The sequence below is a fragment of the Streptomyces profundus genome, from assembly GCF_020740535.1.
GTDB classification, from domain to species: domain Bacteria; phylum Actinomycetota; class Actinomycetes; order Streptomycetales; family Streptomycetaceae; genus Streptomyces; species Streptomyces profundus.
Genome location: NZ_CP082362.1, coordinates 221757 through 238483 on the forward strand (window position 1 = coordinate 221757; position 16727 = coordinate 238483).

Genomic DNA, 16727 nt, shown 5'->3' on the forward strand with positions numbered 1-16727 from the left:
TCCTGGCTGGGGGGTGGGGGGAAGCCGCTCGGCTCAGACGGTGGTCAACCTGAACTGCTGCCAGGCCGCGTCCGTGCAGGTGTACTGGATGAGGTGCGCGCCGTCGGCCGTCGACTCGTCGGCGACGTCCAGGCAGTGGCCGCTGTGCCGGGCGACGAGCGAGACATAGCCGTCACCGGCGTCCGCGAGCCGCCACCGCTGCTCGGCCCCGCCGTCGCACGCCGCCTGGACCACGTCGGCGTTGGCGGCGGTCGAACCGTCGGCGACGCTCAGGCAGAGAGAGCTGTGCCTGGCCACGAGTTCGACGTGGCCTTCGCCGGCGTCGCGGGCCCAGAAGCTCTGGTTGCTGCCGCCGTTGCAACTCCACTGCACGGCCTGGCGCCCGATGGCCTGGGACTGGTCGGGGACGTCGACGCACTTCCCCGAGTGCCGGGCGGTCAGCGTCCGGTACGGCCCGCCGCTCGCGGTCACGGTGCCGGCCTCGGTGTCGATGGTCAGCTCGGGGGCCCAGTCCAGACGCATGCTGGTGGGGTCGGGGAACGCGATCGGGAGCCAGACGTAGCGCGAGTCGTTGACCAGGCCGCCGAACGAGTTGCCCCAGCGGTCGCCCAGATAGAGGTACGACGTCGTCCCGGTGCCCTGGATCGGCAGCACGAAGGCGGTCTGGGAGCCGAAGGCCGTCGCGTCGCCGACGTTCCGCATGGCGCTCCAGTCGCCGTCCAGGCTGGTGGCGGTGGCGTACTGCTGCTGGTTGGGGTTCCAGCCGGTGGCGCCCGAGGTGAGCATGAAGTAGACCCCGTCGCGCTGGAAGAGCGCCGGCGCCTCGCGGTGGCCGCCGGGCCAGGGGTTGGCGACCAGCTCGGCGACGTCCGTGTAGTCGTCGGTGAGCCGGTAGATGTGCAGGTCGTAGTTCTCCCTGGCGGAGGAGACCATGTAGCCGGTGCCGTCGTCGTCGACGAAGGCGGTGATATCGCGCGACATGTGGCCCAGCGGGCGGAAGCTGCCCTGCCAGGCGTAGTCGCCGTCCACCGTGTCGGAGACGGCCACGGCCGCCCTGGCCTCGCCGTAGTCCTGGCCGTTCTCCTTGTGCATCCACATCACGAACTGGCCGGTCGTCTCGTTGTGGATGACCTTGGGGCGTTCGATATTGGCCTGTTGGAGTTCGGGATCGGACTGCTGGGTGAGCACGTGGTTGCGGAACTCCCAGTTCCGCAGGTCGGTCGACCGGTACGCGGAGACATAGCGGAAGCCGTTGTCGTTCTCCTGCCGGTTCTCGCCGAACCAGTAGTAGTAGCCGTCCACCTCGACGATGCCCCCGCCGTGCGCGTGCACGGGCTCGCCGTCGGGGGTGGTGAACTGGGTGCCGTTGGGGACGGTCACCGGCTCGGCGGCGGCCGGCCGCACGCCCAGCGCGGTGGCCAGCAGCACGGTGGCGAACAGGGCGATCAGGCGTCGGACGTGCGGCGCGCGGCGGCGCGCGCCGTCGGTGGGCGGGGTCCTTCTGGCAGCTCGCATGGGGCGGCTCCGCTCTGGTGGGGTGGGGACGGCGACCACCGCTTCCCGACCGTGGTGGCGCCGCCTTCTCACCGTGGAGCGACCGCGACGGAGCGTCAACCGAACTCAAGAGAAGCGATCAGGATCGTTCAACTCCGCTCAGGCACGGTGGAGTTGACCAGCGGGCGCGGCCGGACTGGGCCAGCCGGGTGGAACTGGTTCGCCCGGCGCTGTCGAGAACCCGGAACCGGCTCCGTCTCCCTGGTGCGGGTGACCACAATGGGTCCCCCACCACACCGAGGAGTACCACCATGGCCAAGTATCTGCTGCTCAAGCACTACCGGGGCGCCCCCGAGGCGGTCAACGACGTGCCGATGGACCGGTGGACGCCGGAGGAGGTCACGGCGCACATCCGGTACATGAACGACTTCGCGGCCCGGCTGGCGGAGACCGGCGAGTTCGTCGGCGAGCAGGCGCTCGCCCCCGAGGGCACGTTCGTCCGCTACGACGGCGAGGGGCGTCCCCCGGTCACCGACGGGCCGTTCGCCGAGACCAAGGACCTGGTCGCCGGCTGGATGGTGATCGACGTCGACAGCCACGAGCGCGCCGTCGAGCTGGCCGGGGAGCTGTCGGCCGCCCCGGGGGCCGGCGGGAAGCCGATCCACGAGTGGCTGGAACTGCGCCCGGCCCTGACCCAGCCGCCCACCGTCGGTGAGTGACAGCCCCGATGGACGAAGCCCTGCCGAGAAGCCTCACGCCGGGCGTGCTCGGCGTCCTCGTCCGCCGTGGGGCCGACTTCGCGGCGGCCGAGGACGCCGTGCAGGAAGCGCTGGTGGAGGCGGTCCGCGTCTGGCCGACCGCCCCTCCGCGCGATCCGAGGGGCTGGCTGATCACCGTGGCCTGGCGCCGCTTTCTCGACGCGACCCGGGCGGACGTCGCCCGCCGCCGACGCGAGGAGATCGTCGAGGCCGAGCCGGCGCCGGGGCCGGCGGCCACGGTGGACGACACGCTCCAGCTCTACTTCCTGTGCGCCCACCCGTCGCTGACCCCGGCGTCCGCGGTGGCGCTCACCCTGCGCGCCGTCGGCGGCCTGACCACCCGGCAGATCGCCAGGGCCTATCTGGTGCCGGAGGCGACCATGGCGCAGCGAGTCAGCCGCGCCAAACGCACCGTCTCCGGCGTGCGGTTCGACCAGCCAGGTGATGTCGCCACCGTGCTGCGGGTCCTCTATCTGGTCTTCAACGAGGGCTACTCGGGCGAGGTGGACCTGGCCGCCGAGGCCATCAGGCTCACCCGGCGCCTCTCGGCCGCGATCGACCATCCGGAGGTGGCGGGCCTGCTCGCCCTGATGCTGCTCCACCACGCCAGGCGGGCCAGCAGGACCGCGCCCGACGGGAGCCTGGTACCGCTCGCCGCACAGGACAGGTCCCGGTGGGACACCGGGGCGATCGTCGAGGGCATCGGCATCCTGCGGGCCGCCCTCGCCCGCGACCGGCTGGGCGAGTTCCAGGCCCAGGCCGCCATCGCGGCGCTGCACGCCGACGCGCGCACCGCCGGGGAGACCGACTGGCCGCAGATCGTCGAGTGGTACGACGAGTTGGCGCGGCTGACCGACAGCCCGGTAGTCCGGCTCAACCGCGCGGTCGCCGTCGGCGAAGCCGACGGACCGGGCGCCGGGCTTGCGGCGCTCGCCGGGGTGGACCCATCGCTGCCGCGCCACACCGCGGTGGCGGCGTACCTCCACGAACGCGACGGCGACCTGGCGAGGGCCGCGCGGCTCTACGCCGAGGCGGCCCTGAAGGCGCCCAACCTCGCCGAACGCCACCATCTGACCCGCGAGGCCGCGCGGCTCAACTCCCGCCGCCCCGAGGGACAGCCGTGACCCGCTATCCCGTGCCGGGCGGCTCCTGGGGCTCGGCCCTGGACTCCAGATAGGTCGTGTGGGTGCGCTGACGGCGTTCAAGCGCCTCGTGGACCGCGCTCGCCACGGTGTTCAACTCGCCAGCCAGCAACTCCAGTTGGCGTCTGAGGTGCTGCTCGGCCGAGTCGGCGCCCGGCTGGAGCCTGGCCCACCAGCGGGTGCGCTGGTAGGCGTCGAACGCCTCCGGGATGTCGGTGCGCACGGCCCGGCCCAGGATGTGCACCGCCTCGGGATCGGCAGAGACCTCCTCCGCCACCCAGCCGGGTTCGAGGAGGGCGGCCAGCAGGCCGTCGAGCTCGGCGGCGGGCGCGGTGGCGTCGGCGGGCACCTCCAGGGCCTCGACATAGCCGCGCAGGGCGGCGAAGTCGGCGCGGACGGCGTCCAGTTCGGCACCGGGGCCGGCCGGTCCCGCGAAGAGCGGGGGCGCGGTCCGCTCGGGCGGGGCGAGCAGCGCGCCAGCCCCGTACAGGCCGACGACGACGAACGGCCAGTACGCGCCGGCGAGCCCGCCGAACACCGCCACCAGGCCGGCCAGCCCGCAGGCGCAGCCCGTCAGGTTCCTCCGGGACTCCAGATAGGCCAGCGCCCTGGCCGCCGGACCGCTACTGGTAGCCACGGATCTCCCGGAAGGCGTCCGCGAGCGAGCCGTTGACCGCGTCGAAGAGCGCGCCCCCGGTCCCCTCGGCGATCAGCTCCAGCTCGGCCGGGTCGGAGTCGCCGAACAGGATGGTGAACACCGGCACCCGCCGCTGCTCGTCGCCGAGGCCACCGTGGAAGTCCTGGAAGTCCGTGGCCTGGACCTCGTCGTTGTTCTCGCCGTCCGTCATCAGCACGATGGAGGTGAACGCGTCCCGCGCGCCCTCGTCCGCCAGCAGCTCGTACGCCTCGATCAGGCTGGCGTAGACGGCGGTCTCCCCCTGGGCGACCAGCGCGTCCGTCCCCGAGCGGATCCCGGCCAGGGCCTCCTCGCGGCCCTCCGCGTCGACCGTCCAGGTCTCCGTGGAGACCACCGCGTCGCTGAACGGCATCAGCGTCACCTCCTCGCGGTCCCTGAACCGCTCCCCCGCCGGGTTGTCGGCGCCGGTGAGGTGGCGCAGCGCGTCCTGGAGCGCGGCCAGCCGCTCGCCGCTCATCGAGCCCGAGGTGTCCAGCAGGTAGAGCGTGCGGGAGGGGCGGCGCAACTCGCCGTCGTAGGCGTCGAGAAGGGCGTCGGCGACATCGAGCGAGCCCGGGTAGGGCAGTTCGCGGCGCTGTCCGTCGGGGATGGACTCGGCGGCCGTGACCTCGGTGGCGACCGGGCGGCGCAGCGTCTCCTCGGTGAGGGCGCGCTGCGCCGGGGCGGTCCGCAGATAGGCGCCGAGGAGACGCAGCGCCTCGCCCGCCTCCGGCGAGGCGGAGGAGAGCGTGGTCAGCGGGTAGCGGGCGGTGACCACCCCGTCCAGCGGACGCACCACCGCCAGGTCGGCGACGCCGGCACGGTCGAGGCCGAGGAGCACGGACTCGTAGTTGACGAGCGCGTCCACGTCGGCACGCTGCCCGAACGCCTCGGCGAGCCAGCCGGAGGACCCCGAGGTGAGCCGCTGCCCGGCGAACAGCTCCCGCAGCTCCGTGGCGCTGCCGGAGACGTCGTCGGCGGTGAGCGCCGACTGGGCGCCGGAGAGCGCCGAGGTCACCGATATCAGCGCGCTGTAACCGGAGTTGGAGCGCGTCGGGTCTGTCATTCCGAAGGTCAGATCCCCGGCGGCGGCGGCCTCGTGGACCTGGGACCAGGTGATCTCGTCGGGCTGCCAGCCCAGCCGGTCCAGGGCCTCGGGGCGCAGGCCGAGCGCCACCGGCGAGGTCATGATCGAGGTCTCGGTGAGGATCCGCCGCTCGGCCTCGGGGTGCAGCCTGAGGTAGTCGTTGGTGGCCAGCCACACGGCGTCGTAGGTGCCGTCGGCCTCGCCCGAGAGCACCTGGCGGGTGGCGTCGAGGGTGCCGGCATGGGTGATCTCGACCTCCACCCCGGTCTCCTCGGTGGCCCGCTCCAGCAGGAACTCCATGTCGGCCAGCTCGCTGCCGGCCAGGATCCTGACGGTCCCGGCGGCGGCGACACCGTCCCCGCCCTCCTCCTCCTTGTCCGACTCTCCCGTGCAGGCGACGGCCAGCGCGAGGGTGGCGAGCAGCGCGACGATCCGCGCGCCCGCTCTCATACCAGGCCCTCGTCGCGCTGGTCGGCGGCGCGGGAGCGCTCCAGATGGCTGGCGGCGTGGCCCAGCTCGTCGGAGAGGGCGCGGGCGGTGGCCGCCATGGTCTCGGTGGCCTGCGCCTTGTAGGTGTCGATGGCGTCCAGGGTCCGGTAGATCTGCTGGAACGCGGCGCGCAGCGTCTCGGCGCCGACGGCCGGATCGGTGGCCAGCTTCTGGATCTCGCCGCTCTGGGTGGCGAGCATCTCGGCGTTGCCGCGGACGAGTTCCTCCGTGGTGCCGCGCAGGGCGGCGACCTGCTCGCCCACCTTGCGCTGGCTCTCCAGGGCGGCGGAGAGCATCACGCCGATGCGCAGCGCGGTGACGGTGGTGGTGGCCGCGCGGTCGACGCCCTTGACCAGTTCCTCGTTGTTGCGGCGCACCACGTCCATGGCCAGGTAGCCCTGGGCGCATACCGCGAGCTGGGTCAGCAGGTCCTGGTGCTTCTGGCGGACCGGGAAGAGGATGTCGGCGCGCAGCGCCGCGGCCTGCTCGGGGTCGGTCGTCTCCAGCCGCTCGACGCGGCCTCGCAGCTCCTCGTCCAGCGCCTCGGTGAGGACCGCGTACTCCTGGAGTTTGCCCATGGTGTCCCAGAGGCGGGCACGCTCGGTGTGCAGGGTGGCGTTGTCGCGGCGCAGCTCGTCCTGGCCGGCGCGCAGGGTGGTCACGATCCTCTGGAGCGTGCCCTGGGCGGTGGCGTAACGCGCCAGGTGGTCGCGGAACCTGTTGCCGCCCGGCAGCCGGGACAGCAGCTTCCGCACCCCGCCGGACGAGGACTCGCGCGGATCGAGGTCCTCCACGGTGCGGCGCAGGTCAAGCAGCGACGAGGAGACCCACGTCTGCGCGTCGGCCGCGTCGCCGCCCGCGCCCTGCGAGAGCGAGCGGACGCTGCGGTCGAGCATCCGGTTGGACTGCTGGGCCGCGGCCCGCATCTCGGCGGAGCCGAGCGAGGTGACCTCGCCGACGCGGCTGGAGAACTCGGGGGAGCGCGCGTCCAGTTCGGACAGCGAGTCGACATAGCTCGCGGCGCGGCGCCCCAGCTCCTCGCGGGTCCCCGCGTCCAGCGGCACCAGACCTGACGCCTGCTCGGCCCGGACCGGGGCGACGGGTTCGGGTGGTGTGAGGACCAGTGGGTTCTCGGTGTCTGTCATGGCTCCCCCTGGATGAGGTCCGGCACGGATGTCAGCCCCTGGCGCGCTCGGCCATGGCACGGAGCACGTCGGCGGTGGGCACGGGCACCTGCCGTACCCCGTCGAGTCCGTCCCTGAGATAGGCGGAGTGCGCCGCGGTGGCCTCGGTGAACTCGGCGGTCGCGCCCTGCGGCCGGAAGCCGTGGCGGACGGCGAGGCGGCGCAGTTCGGGGTCGTCGGTCAGCGCCTCGCCCAGGCGCCGGCCGCCCTCGGTGAGCGGCACGAGGGTGTGGTCGCTGGTCGCCGTGGTGTCCGGATAGAGCACCACCATGCTCTCCGCGTGCGCCGCGTGCCCCGCGTCTCCCTCGTCTCCGGAGTCGGCGCCGCCGATCAGCAGCGAGGCGACCTGCGACTCGTAGGCGAGGACGAGCGGGTTGCCCACGCCGCTGACGAAGTCGCGGAACGGGCCGTCGGAGCTGGACTGCTGGGTGCCCTGGACCCGCACCAGGGCACGGAGCAGGGGCGCGGTGCGCTCGATGGCGGCCTCGTCCGCGACGACCTGCCCGTCGTTGGCGACGAAGGAGGCGGCGGCGAGGTAGAGGGCGCCGGAGTTGGAGGTGAGGGGGTCGGTGCTGGAGACATAGAGGGCGCCGCTGAGACCGTCCTGTGCCATGGCGCCCTCCAACTCCTGCCAGGTGCGGCTCTCCTCGACGGCTGACAGGTAGTCGGCCATGAACAGCCGCCCGACGTTGTCGGCCTCCAGCGTGGCCAGGCCGTTGGCGGCCAGCACCTCGGCGGCCTCGCGGTGGGCGAGCACCACCAGCGGCGAGTAGAACGGCCGCAGCGGGGCGCTCGGGTCGCCGCTTTCGCCGCGCAGCGCGTCGGCGGGGCCCTGGCTGGAGGGGAACGCGAAGTCGTAGCCCGCCAGGTCGACGTCGTCCATGGCCCAGGAGCCGACGGACTGCGCCCGCACGGTGAGCCCCTCGTCCGCCAGGGCGGCCACCACGTCGGGGTCGGCGAAGAACTCCGCCTTCTCCGAGCCGATCACCCCACTGACCGTCACCGATCCCCCGCCGCCGTCCCCGTCCCCGGTGTCCCGTCCGACGACGAGCGCGGCGGCGACGCCGGCCAACAGCAGCACTCCGAGCGCGATCCCCCATACCCGTCTCACGAGGTGAAGTTTCCTCAGCCGGAACCACCGCCGGGCGTCGGGCAGGTGGCCGGCGGGTGAAGCGCCGGTCGCGGATCGCAACGGGCCCGTGGGGGCGGCGTGTTGGGCCCGAGGCTGGCGGGCCGCCGACCGCCGGGCGGCACCGGCGAGGAGTCAGGCCGCGCCGGGGGTCAGGGGGCGGGGAGGTGGACGGCGGAAGGCGTGGTCGCCTCCAGGGTGAGCCAGCCCTCCCGGCGTGGCCCCCGCGTGTGGAGCAACACCCGCTCCCCCGGGGCGAGTTCGCCGGAACGCAGGGCACCGTGCAGCGCCAGCCAGCTGTCGCAGGGGGCCCGCCCCGGCAGGTGGCGGAAGGTGGTGCCGTCGTCGGGGGGTGGCCCCTCGCCGCAGCCCAGCAGGGTCAGCGGGCCCGGCCCGCGCAGCACCCGCAGGCCGACCGCGCTGAACCAGCCCACGCCCAGCCTGGCATCGGCGAACAGCGGCTCGTCGCAGATCAGCGCGGTGGCGCGGGCGTCGTCGTCCAGGGCCCAGCCCAGCAGGTCGAGGGCGAGCACCCCGCCGAGCTCGTCGAGGTGGGTGATGCCCAGGTCCTCACCGGCCCAGTCGAAGGCGTGCACCAGACCGGCCAGGGCCGCCACCTTGGCGTCCAGCAGCGGTCCCGAGCGGATCAGGAAGAGCCGCTCGTCCGCCGTCGGGCGGCCCAACGCCGCCAGCGCCCGGCCGCTGGCGTCGGGGCCCTCGGCCTCGGCCGCGTCCCCCGGCGTCACCACCAGCAGGTGTTCCAGGGGGATGCCGTGCGCGGCGGCGATCCGCTCGGCCCGGGGCAGCAGGCTGTCGGGAAAGTCGGACAGCGGCCGGTAGTCGGAGTGCGGCACCGCCGCCACGCTGAGCGCGTGCACGCTGAGTTCAACCATCGGTCTCTCCGTTCCGGTGACCGCGCGCGATGTGCAGGCGCTGGATGGTGCCGGTGCCCTCCATGAACTCGAAGGCGCGTACGTCCCTGGTCCACTTCTCCAGCAGCGGGTGGTCCAGCAGCCCGGCCGGGCCGAGCGCTGCGCCCGCCCAGTGCGCGGTCTCCACCGCCATCCGGGTCGCGGTCAACTTGGCGATGTTGGACGGCTGGCCCCGGTCGGGCGCCAGGTCGACCCTGGCGGCGGCCTCGTACGTCAGCTGCCGCGCGGCCTCGGCACGGGCCCGTACCCGGTCGAGCCCCGGCGCGTCCTCGCGGTGTTCGGCGACGTACTCGGCCATGGCGAGGCCGGTGCCGACGGCCGCGGCGGCGACCCTGACCCGCATCCGGTGGAAGGTGCGGGTCGCCGCCCAGATGCCGCGTCGGGTGACGGGGAGGTGCTGGCCCAGCAACATGTCGCCGGGCACCGGCACCCCGTCGAACCGCAGCTCGCTCAGACAGGCGCCGCGCAGGCCCACCATCTCCAGCGGCTCGGCCCACCACCCCGGCGCCGGCAGCTCGACGAGCGCGGCCCTGATGGACAGCGGCGAGGGCCCGGTGCGGGCGAAGACCACCCCCACCCCGCCCCTCGCGCCCTGGCCGATATAGCGCTTCGCGCCGTGCAGCAGCCAGCCGCCGGAGCCGTCCGGCTCCAGCCGGCTCTCCATGGCCGTCGCGTCGCTCCCCCGGCCCTCCTCCGACATGGCGAAGAACGTCCAGGTCCCGCCGTCCGCCAGCCGCGCGTGGAAGCGGGCCTTCTGCGCCTCGTCGCCCAGCAGTTCGACGAAGGCGCCGGCCAGGCCAGGCGAGGGACAGGACAGCAGAACTCCCGTGTCGCCCCTGGCGAGTTCCACCATGCCGACCACGTTCTCCAGGCAGGATCCCGGTGTCGGCAGCGGCGGCCCCTGCCGGTCCTGGCCCGGCGGGGCCTCGGAGCGGCGGATCAGGGCGAAGGCGGGCGAGTCGAGGTGCTGTTCCATGGCGGCCGGCTCCGCGTCCACGGCCAGCGCCCGGGACCGCAGGTCCTCCGCCATGGCGACCGCCGTGGCCCGGATGGCCCGCAGCCGCTCGTCGAGGGTGATCACCGGCCGCCACCCCCGCCGGCCTCGTGGTCGTCGGCGACCACCTCGACGATCGCGGCCTGGGTGTAGGCGCCCTGACCGATGGCCACCAGGGCGCACCGGTCGCCGGGCCGCAACCGCCCGGTGCGGTCGGCGTGTTCGAGCGCCATCAGCGCGTCGCCGCCGAAGTTGTGGCCCCGCTCCGGGATCAGGTCCAGACAGATCCGGTCGACGGGAATGCCCGAGTGGGCGCTGAAGGTGCGCCAGAACAACCGGTTCGACAGATGCGGCATCACCCAGTCGAGACGCTCAGGGGTCAGTCCGGCGGCCGTGACGGCGCGGTGCACGGCGTCGACCACAAGATCGGCGCAGACCCGGCCGAAGAGGGCCGTCTCCTCGGGCGTCATCCGCATGTTGCGGTGGAACCGGGCGTCTCTGGCGCCGGCGCCGGCCAGATAGCGGTACCGGTAGCCGCCGGCCCGCACCACGACCCCGACGGCGGCGTCGCCGCTGACGGTGGTGCCGGGGATGTAGCGGGCGCCGTCGTTGACGCTGCCCTGATCGCCGCCGAGCACCAGCACCCGGTCGCGGGCGGTGGCGTCGGGGCGCCGCAGGAAGCGGCGGGCGAGTTCGACGCAGCGGAGCACCGAGGCGCAGTTGACGTGCGAGACGCCGAAGAACCGGCTCCCCGTCGACCCGAGCCGGTGCAGCAGGCGTTCGGGGAAGTCGTCGCCCAGATCCCCCTCGGCCATCAGCAGGGTGTGGCCGTACAGGACGAGGGAGGCGGAGTCGCCGTCGAGCGCCGTGGCGCCGGCCAGGGCGAGGAGGTCCTCCATCCGCTCGTCCCGCGCCAGGGTCGGCGAGTCCCGCAGCCCGTACACCTTGGCGAACATCCGGCGCTCCAGCGTGCCTCGGCCCGCGCGCGCCAGGATGGCGTCGACCGGCTCGGAGTGCCGGGGCAGGGCGACGGCGACCCGGGAGAGGCCGACGTTCACGAGACGCCCCGCCGGGCCGGGCGGGGCGACGCGTCGCGGGTGGCCGCGCGCGGCGGCGGCCCGGTGGGCACCGCGCGCGGTGCCCGGCTCGGCTGGGCGGTCATGGCTCAGACCGTGGTCTTCTGGAAGCCGGCCTCGACGTAGTCGGCGAGGGAGCCGACCGACTGGAACACCTCGGGCCCCAGCTCGTCGGGGTCGATCTCCAGGCCCATGGTGTCCTCCAGGCTCATCAGCAGTTCGATCACGCTGGTGGAGTCGAGCGCCAGATCCTCGAAGAGCCGCAGCTCGGGGGTGAGGGTGGGGAACTCCTTGTTGAGCACGGCGGACAGCGCGATGCGCAGATGCTCCACGATCTCGGTGCGCGTCATCAGGGTCTTCCTCTCATGGGTGGGTGGTGGTGGCGGGCTGCCGGCGTCCGCCGCGCAGCCTGGCGGCCTCGGCCGCGAGGGCCGGACGGTCGGTCTTGCGGTTGGCGTTGAGGGGGAACTCCGCCAGGTGCCGGTAGCCGAGCGGGATCAACGCCCGGGGGAAGAACGCCCCCAGCTCCTCCATCAGCTCGGGCGCCGGACGCGGCTGGCCCAGGTAGAACGCGAACAGCTCGCCTTCGACGACGACGGCGACGGCGTCGGTGATCCCGCGGAGGCGGCGCAACCCGCTCTCCACCTCGGCGAGTTCGACCCGGACGCCGTTGATCTTCACCTGGTGGTCGCGCCGCCCCAGATAGGCGAGTTCGCCGTCGGGCAGGCGGCGCACCAGGTCGCCGGTGCGGTACCAGCGGACGCCGTCGACGGTCAGGAAGCGCCCCTCGTCGTCGGCGGGGTCGAGATAGCCGGGGAACATCTGGTCGCCGGTGACGCAGAGTTCGCCCGTGCTGTCGGCGGGGCGGCCCTCGGGGTCGGCGAGCAGGACGCGCAGCCCGGGGTGCGGGGCGCCGATGGGCACCATGTCGTTGACGCAGCGCTCGGGCGAGGTGGCGTCGTCCCAGCGGTGGACCGTGCAGGAGATGGTCAGCTCGGTGGGGCCGTAGAGGTTCTCCAGACGGGACGAGGGCGCGGCGGCCCGCCAGTCGGCGGCGTCCCCGCGCAGCAGCGGCTCGCCGCAGAAGAGGCTCAGCCGCAGCCCGGCGAGGGCGCCGGGGGCGAGCGCCCGGACCCGGCGCAGCAGGGAGATCACGCTGGGCGAGGAGAACCAGACGGTGACGCCGTTGCGGGCCACGAAGTCGGGGACGGTGACAAACGCCCTGGCCGGCATCGACACCAGGGTGCCGCCGGCGCCCCAGGCGGTGAAGAGGTCGAACATCGCCAGGTCGAAGGTGAGGTCGAAGGTCTGGGAGAAGACGTCGTCCTGGGTGAACGCGTAGCGCTCGTGGACGTACCGGAGATAGGCGTCCACATTGCGGTGGCGCACCGGGACGCCCTTGGGGCGTCCGGTGGAGCCGGAGGTGAAGAGGATGTAGGCGGTCTCGTCGGGACCGGGCGTGCGGGGGCGTTCCAGGGGCGGCCCCTGCGCCTCGTCCACGATCCGGACGCCGGCCAGGGCCCCCTTAAGGGCGGGGAGTTGACGGCGGCCCGCGGCGTCGACGAGCAGCGCGTCAAGACCGGCCGCCTCGATCATGGTCCTGGTCCTGGCCGCGGGGAAGGCGGTGTTGAGCGGCACCACGGCCGCCCCCGTGTAGCCGGCGGCCAGCACCCCGGCATAGCCGTCCACGTCCCGCTCGGCCAGCACGCCGACGCGGCGCGGTCCGGTCGCGGCGCCGGCGAGCAGCGTCCCGGCCAGGGCGAGGGCCCGTCGGTGCAGCTCGCGGTAGGTGACGGCGGTGGCGCCGACGCGGAGCGCGACGGCGTCGGGGGCGTGGTCGAGCCCGGCGAGAAACCAGTGGTGCAGGGGCCTGGGCCCGGTCGGGATGGCCGGCCCCGGCGGGGCGTCGTGCGCGGTCGTCATCGTGGTCCTCGGTTCTGGGACGGGTCGGTCGGGCGCACCTGGGCCGCGGCCATCGCCACGACGAGGTCGGCCTGGTGGGTGAGCGTGACCACCAGGTCGCCGAGGCCCAGCTCCTGGGCGCGGTGCTCGGCGCCGCCGGCGAGCCGCGCGCCGGGGGCGCCCCAGCGGTCGGTGGTGACCTCGATATCGCGCCATCGAAGGCCCTGGCCGAAGCCGCGGCCCAGCAGTTTGCAGACCGCCTCCTTGACGCAGAACCGGCCGGCGAGGCGCTCCACATGGCGCCGGGAGCCGATCTCCCCCGCCTGCGCCAGCTCGGCCTCGGTGAAGACCAGCGTCCGGTAGCGGGGGTGCTCGGCGATCCGGGTGAAGCGCGGCACCGACAGCAGATCCACGCCGATCCTCATGGCGCGCCCCCGGGGACCGGGCTCGGCGCGGCGATCCTGACCGCGCCAGGACGGGTGGCCGCCAGCGCCAGCCAGCCCTCCCGGTGCGGCCCCACCGTGTGCAGCAGCAGCCGTTCGCCGGGGGCGACGCGGCCCTCTGCCAGGGCGGCGGCGAGGTCGAGCCAGGCGTCGCAGGGCCAGGTGCCGACGATCCGGGTGCCGGCGCCCTCGGGTGGCGGGCCCTCCGCTGAGGCGAGCAGCCGCAGGGGGGCGGGGCCGCGCCGGAGGCGCAGCGCCACGGCGCGCGGGGGGCGTACGGCCGCCGGTTCGGCGAGCGCCGGGTCGTCGACGACCAGGACGGTGGCCCGGGAGGTGACGGCCCAGTCGAGCAGCCCGTGGAACAGGGCGCCGCCGAGCTCGTCGAGGTGGGTGAGGCCCAGGTCGTCGCCGCGCCAGCCCAAGGCGTGCACCAGCCGGCCCAGTTCGGCGACCTCGGGGTCCCGCAGCGGACCCGAACGCACCAGGAACAGCGGCTCGTCGTCGGCGGGCCCTTCCCAGGCGGCGAGCGCGGCCAGCGCCTGGGCGGACACGTCGGGGTCGGGTGCGCCGGGCAGGTCGGGGGGCGGCAGCCGCAGCTCCGTCAGGGGCACGCCCCTGGCGTGGGCCGCCAGCCGGGCCAGGTCGCCGGCAGCCGTGCCGGTGGCGGCGACGCGGTCGGCGGGGAGCCAGGCGTCGGCCCGGGTGAGGGCGGTGACGGCGGCGATGGCGTGGACGCCGAGGTCAGCCATCGGCGTCGCCGCTCTGGTAGCCCCTGGCGATGTGGAGGCGCTGGATGTTGCTGGTGCCGTCCATGAACTCCAGGGCCCGCACGTCCCTGGTCCACTTCTCCAGCAGCGGGTGTTCCAGCAGCCCGGCCGGGCCGAGGGCTGCGCCCGCCCAGTGCGCGGTCTCCACCGCCATCCGGGTGGCGCCCAGCTTGGCGGCGCTGGACAGGTAGCCGCGCTCCGGCGCGTGGTCGAGGCGGGCGGCGGCCTCGTGGACGAGGTGACGCGCGGCCTCGGTGCGGGCCAGCACCCGGTCGAGCCCCGGCGCGGTCTTGCGGTGTTCGGCGACGTACTCGGCCATGGCGAGCCCGGTGCCGACGGCCGCGGCGGCCAGTTGCATCCGCATGTTGTTGAAGGTGGTGAGCGCCCCCCAGATGCCGCGTCGGGTGACGGGGAGGTGCTGGCCCAGCAGCATGTCGCCGGGCACCGGCACCCCGTCGAACCGCAGCTCGCTGAGATAGGCGCCGCGCAGGCCCACCATCTCCAGCGGCTCGGCCCACCACCCCGGCGCCGGCAGTTCGACGAGCGCGGCCCTGATGGAGAGCGGCGAGCGGCCCGTGCGGGCGAAGACCACCCCGATCCCGCCCCTGGCGCCGTGGCCGATGTAGCGCTTCGCGCCGTGCAGCAGCCAGCCGCCGGAGCCGTCCGGCTCCAGCCGGCTCTCCATGGCCGTCGCGTCGTTGCCCCTGCCCTCCTCCGACATGGCGAAGAACGTCCAGGTCCTGCCGTCCGCCAGCCGCGCGTAGAAGCGGGCCTTCTGCGCCTCGTCGCCCAGGAGTTCGACGAAGACGCCGGCGAGCGCGGGTGAGGGGCAGGACAGCAGGGTGGCGACATCGCCCCGGAACAGCTCGACCAGGCCGACGATGCTCTCCAGGCAGCTGCCTCGGTCGGGCCGGCTCGCGGCGGCGGCGCCGGTGCGGTAGGCGCGCGGGATGCTGGACTCGCGGATCATCGCGAAGGCGGGCGAGTCGAGGTGCTGTTCCATGGCGGCCGGATCGGCGTCCACGGCCAGCGCCCGGGACCGCAGGTCCTCGGCGGCCTCCCGGTGGCTGTCGCGTATCGCGCGCAGCCGCTCGTCGAACTCGATCACGCCGGGCCTCCGTCTCTGACCACCCAGGTGTTGCCGACCAGCACCGAGACATGGAGCGCGCGGGCCGGGTGGTCGGCGATGTACCCGGCGGCGCCGAAGAGCTTCAGCACCTCCCAGCCCAGGTCGTCGAGCCGCCCGTGGGCGTCGGCGACGGCGACGGGGTCGTCGGGGGCGAGGATCTGCTCCCGCAGCAGCTCCAGTTCGGCGACCGTGTCGGCGACGGCGCCGACGACCAACTGCTTGCGGATCAGCGGCTCGTCGCCGGCGAGCCGCCCGGACAGATGCTCCACGGCCTGGTCGAGCAGGCGGCGCGTCAGGCCGATGCGGACGGCGGCCAGCCTGCGGCCGACGGCGAGCAGCGCGTCGGCCGCGCCGGTCGCGCCGTCGGGGGACCCCGGGGTCTCAAGGAACACCACGCCCTCGTGGTCGGCGACGCGGTGCCGGCGCACCGGGGCGCCGTCCGGCACGCTCCTGGCCGGCACGGCCGCGAAGCGGCCGGGGGCGGTGGCGGCGACCTCGGTGTCGGCGACGGCCGCGGCGAGGCCGGCGGCCAGCCCCTCGTCCCGGGCCAGGCGCTCGCATTCCCGCAGGGCGGTTGTCATCTCTCCTCCTGAACTTCGAGCAAGACGGCCTGGAAGTAGGCGCCGAGCGCCAGGGAGACCAGGACGCAGCGGTCCCCGGGGCGCAACCGGCGGGTCCGGTCGGCGTGTTCGAGCGCCATCAGCGCGTCCCCGCCGAAGTTGTGGCCCCGCTCCGGGATCAGGTCCAGACAGATCCGGTCGACGGGGATGCCGGTGTGGGTGCTGAAGGTGCGCCAGAACATCCGGTTGGACAGGTGCGGCATCACCCAGTCCACCCGTGTGGGGTCGAGCCCGGCGGACCTGGCGGCCCTGGCGACGACGTCCACCGCGCCGCGCTGGCACGCCTCGGTGAAGGATCTGCTGTCGTCGGCGGACAGCCGCAGCGCGCGGTGGAACCTGGCGTCCCTGAGGGTGGCCCCGCCCAGGTAGCGGTAGCGGGCCGCGCCGGAGTGCGCGACGACGCCGACCGCCCCGTCGCCGCCGACGGCCATGCCGGGGATGACCCGGGACGGCTCGTGGACGCTGGCGTGGTCGCCGCCGAGCACCAGCACCCGGTCCTCCGGGTCGGCCCCGGGGCGGCGCAGATAGCGGCGGGCCAGCTCCAGGGCGCGCAGCACGGAGACGCAGTTGACGTGCGACAGGCCGTAGAGGTCGGCGTCCGGCAGGCCGAGGCCGGCGCGCAGCCGGCCCGCGAAGCCGCCGCCGAGCTGGAACTCCTGGGTGAGCATGGTGTGTCCGTAGAGCACCAGCCCCGCTCCGCCGCCGCCGAGCGCCGCCCGGCCCGCCTCGACGAGCAGTTGTTCCATCCGTTCGCCGGGAGCCAGGGTGACGGTGTCCCGCAGCCCGTAGACGCGGGTGAACACCTTCCGCTCCATCGGGCTGTGGCCGGTGCGCGCCAACACCTCGGCCACCGGCTCGGTGACGCTCGGGAGGCGCACCGCGACCCGGGACAGTCCGACGGCCAT

Annotated in this window: 17 protein-coding genes; 2 read left to right on the forward strand and 15 right to left on the reverse strand. The window is 74.3% G+C overall.

All coding sequences use genetic code 11. The annotated features are described in order from the left end of the window. Positions 1 to 33: 33 nt before the first annotated feature. Positions 34 to 1515 (reverse strand): RICIN domain-containing protein, encoded by a 1482-nt coding sequence (locus K4G22_RS00985; RefSeq protein WP_228077665.1) that lies wholly within the window; start codon positions 1513 to 1515, stop codon positions 34 to 36. Positions 1516 to 1805: 290 nt separating this feature from the next. Here K4G22_RS00985 and K4G22_RS00990 point away from each other — a divergent pair, with 290 nt between their 5' ends. Both K4G22_RS00990 and K4G22_RS00995 read left to right on the forward strand, forming a co-directional pair. Then, positions 1806 to 2213 carry a YciI family protein gene (locus tag K4G22_RS00990; RefSeq protein ID WP_228077666.1) on the forward strand — a complete coding sequence of 136 codons (408 nt, stop codon included), beginning with the start codon at positions 1806 to 1808 and terminating at the stop codon, positions 2211 to 2213. An 8-nt stretch (positions 2214 to 2221) separates the two neighbouring features. Continuing rightward, positions 2222 to 3376, forward strand: a complete 1155-nt coding sequence (locus K4G22_RS00995) for an RNA polymerase sigma factor (RefSeq protein ID WP_228083913.1) — start codon at positions 2222 to 2224, stop codon at positions 3374 to 3376. A gap of 4 nt (positions 3377 to 3380) precedes the next feature. On the opposite strand, the gene K4G22_RS01000 is transcribed toward K4G22_RS00995, so the two are convergent. The 14 genes from K4G22_RS01000 to K4G22_RS01065 form a co-directional block, all read right to left on the reverse strand. Then, entirely contained in the window at positions 3381 to 4031 is a 651-nt protein-coding gene (locus K4G22_RS01000) for a hypothetical protein (protein WP_228077667.1), read from the reverse strand. Next, positions 4018 to 5607, reverse strand: a complete 1590-nt coding sequence (locus tag K4G22_RS01005; protein WP_228077668.1) for a substrate-binding and VWA domain-containing protein — start codon at positions 5605 to 5607, stop codon at positions 4018 to 4020. Before K4G22_RS01005 ends, K4G22_RS01000 begins: the two co-directional genes overlap by 14 nt. Continuing rightward, positions 5604 to 6791 carry a toxic anion resistance protein gene (locus K4G22_RS01010; RefSeq protein ID WP_228077669.1) on the reverse strand — a complete coding sequence of 396 codons (1188 nt, stop codon included), beginning with the start codon at positions 6789 to 6791 and terminating at the stop codon, positions 5604 to 5606. The genes K4G22_RS01005 and K4G22_RS01010 overlap by 4 nt, the downstream gene beginning before the upstream one ends. A gap of 31 nt (positions 6792 to 6822) precedes the next feature. After that, on the reverse strand, positions 6823 to 7941 hold the full coding sequence (locus K4G22_RS01015) for a hypothetical protein (protein ID WP_228077670.1): 1119 nt from the start codon (positions 7939 to 7941) through the stop codon (positions 6823 to 6825). A 170-nt stretch (positions 7942 to 8111) separates the two neighbouring features. Further along, complete coding sequence (locus K4G22_RS01020; protein WP_228077671.1) at positions 8112 to 8852, reverse strand: hypothetical protein; 741 nt, start codon at positions 8850 to 8852, stop codon at positions 8112 to 8114. After that, the gene (locus K4G22_RS01025; protein WP_228077672.1) at positions 8845 to 9972 is read right to left on the reverse strand and encodes an acyl-CoA dehydrogenase family protein; all 1128 of its coding nucleotides are present in this window, start codon (positions 9970 to 9972) and stop codon (positions 8845 to 8847) included. Before K4G22_RS01025 ends, K4G22_RS01020 begins: the two co-directional genes overlap by 8 nt. After that, positions 9969 to 10943, reverse strand: coding sequence for a 3-oxoacyl-[acyl-carrier-protein] synthase III C-terminal domain-containing protein (locus K4G22_RS01030; RefSeq protein ID WP_228077673.1), 975 nt, complete (start codon positions 10941 to 10943; stop codon positions 9969 to 9971). Before K4G22_RS01030 ends, K4G22_RS01025 begins: the two co-directional genes overlap by 4 nt. 107 nt (positions 10944 to 11050) lie before the next feature. Next, entirely contained in the window at positions 11051 to 11311 is a 261-nt protein-coding gene (locus K4G22_RS01035; RefSeq protein WP_228077674.1) for an acyl carrier protein, read from the reverse strand. A 13-nt stretch (positions 11312 to 11324) separates the two neighbouring features. Then, positions 11325 to 12884 carry an amino acid adenylation domain-containing protein gene (locus K4G22_RS01040; RefSeq protein ID WP_228077675.1) on the reverse strand — a complete coding sequence of 520 codons (1560 nt, stop codon included), beginning with the start codon at positions 12882 to 12884 and terminating at the stop codon, positions 11325 to 11327. Next, positions 12881 to 13288, reverse strand: a complete 408-nt coding sequence (locus tag K4G22_RS01045) for a holo-ACP synthase (RefSeq protein ID WP_228077676.1) — start codon at positions 13286 to 13288, stop codon at positions 12881 to 12883. The genes K4G22_RS01040 and K4G22_RS01045 overlap by 4 nt, the downstream gene beginning before the upstream one ends. Then, positions 13285 to 14055 (reverse strand): hypothetical protein, encoded by a 771-nt coding sequence (locus K4G22_RS01050; RefSeq protein WP_228077677.1) that lies wholly within the window; start codon positions 14053 to 14055, stop codon positions 13285 to 13287. The genes K4G22_RS01045 and K4G22_RS01050 overlap by 4 nt, the downstream gene beginning before the upstream one ends. Continuing rightward, positions 14048 to 15181, reverse strand: a complete 1134-nt coding sequence (locus K4G22_RS01055; RefSeq protein WP_228077678.1) for an acyl-CoA dehydrogenase family protein — start codon at positions 15179 to 15181, stop codon at positions 14048 to 14050. The genes K4G22_RS01050 and K4G22_RS01055 overlap by 8 nt, the downstream gene beginning before the upstream one ends. After that, positions 15178 to 15783 (reverse strand): acyl-CoA dehydrogenase family protein, encoded by a 606-nt coding sequence (locus K4G22_RS01060; RefSeq protein WP_228077679.1) that lies wholly within the window; start codon positions 15781 to 15783, stop codon positions 15178 to 15180. The genes K4G22_RS01055 and K4G22_RS01060 overlap by 4 nt, the downstream gene beginning before the upstream one ends. Continuing rightward, positions 15780 to 16727, reverse strand: coding sequence for a 3-oxoacyl-[acyl-carrier-protein] synthase III C-terminal domain-containing protein (locus K4G22_RS01065; RefSeq protein ID WP_228077680.1), 948 nt, complete (start codon positions 16725 to 16727; stop codon positions 15780 to 15782). Before K4G22_RS01065 ends, K4G22_RS01060 begins: the two co-directional genes overlap by 4 nt.

What these genes read in the sequence shown, in the direction of transcription:
- K4G22_RS00985 (WP_228077665.1), bottom strand. Translation starts at nt 1,515, where the DNA reads ATGCGAGCTGCCAGAAGGACCCCGCCCACCGACGGCGCGCGCCGCCGC.
- K4G22_RS00990 (WP_228077666.1), top strand. Translation starts at nt 1,806, where the DNA reads ATGGCCAAGTATCTGCTGCTCAAGCACTACCGGGGCGCCCCCGAGGCG.
- K4G22_RS00995 (WP_228083913.1), top strand. Translation starts at nt 2,222, where the DNA reads ATGGACGAAGCCCTGCCGAGAAGCCTCACGCCGGGCGTGCTCGGCGTC.
- K4G22_RS01005 (WP_228077668.1), bottom strand. Translation starts at nt 5,607, where the DNA reads ATGAGAGCGGGCGCGCGGATCGTCGCGCTGCTCGCCACCCTCGCGCTG.
- K4G22_RS01010 (WP_228077669.1), bottom strand. Translation starts at nt 6,791, where the DNA reads ATGACAGACACCGAGAACCCACTGGTCCTCACACCACCCGAACCCGTC.
- K4G22_RS01020 (WP_228077671.1), bottom strand. Translation starts at nt 8,852, where the DNA reads ATGGTTGAACTCAGCGTGCACGCGCTCAGCGTGGCGGCGGTGCCGCAC.
- K4G22_RS01035 (WP_228077674.1), bottom strand. Translation starts at nt 11,311, where the DNA reads ATGACGCGCACCGAGATCGTGGAGCATCTGCGCATCGCGCTGTCCGCC.
- K4G22_RS01040 (WP_228077675.1), bottom strand. Translation starts at nt 12,884, where the DNA reads ATGACGACCGCGCACGACGCCCCGCCGGGGCCGGCCATCCCGACCGGG.
- K4G22_RS01045 (WP_228077676.1), bottom strand. Translation starts at nt 13,288, where the DNA reads ATGAGGATCGGCGTGGATCTGCTGTCGGTGCCGCGCTTCACCCGGATC.
- K4G22_RS01050 (WP_228077677.1), bottom strand. Translation starts at nt 14,055, where the DNA reads ATGGCTGACCTCGGCGTCCACGCCATCGCCGCCGTCACCGCCCTCACC.
- K4G22_RS01060 (WP_228077679.1), bottom strand. Translation starts at nt 15,783, where the DNA reads ATGACAACCGCCCTGCGGGAATGCGAGCGCCTGGCCCGGGACGAGGGG.
- K4G22_RS01065 (WP_228077680.1), bottom strand. Translation starts at nt 16,727, where the DNA reads ATGGCCGTCGGACTGTCCCGGGTCGCGGTGCGCCTCCCGAGCGTCACC.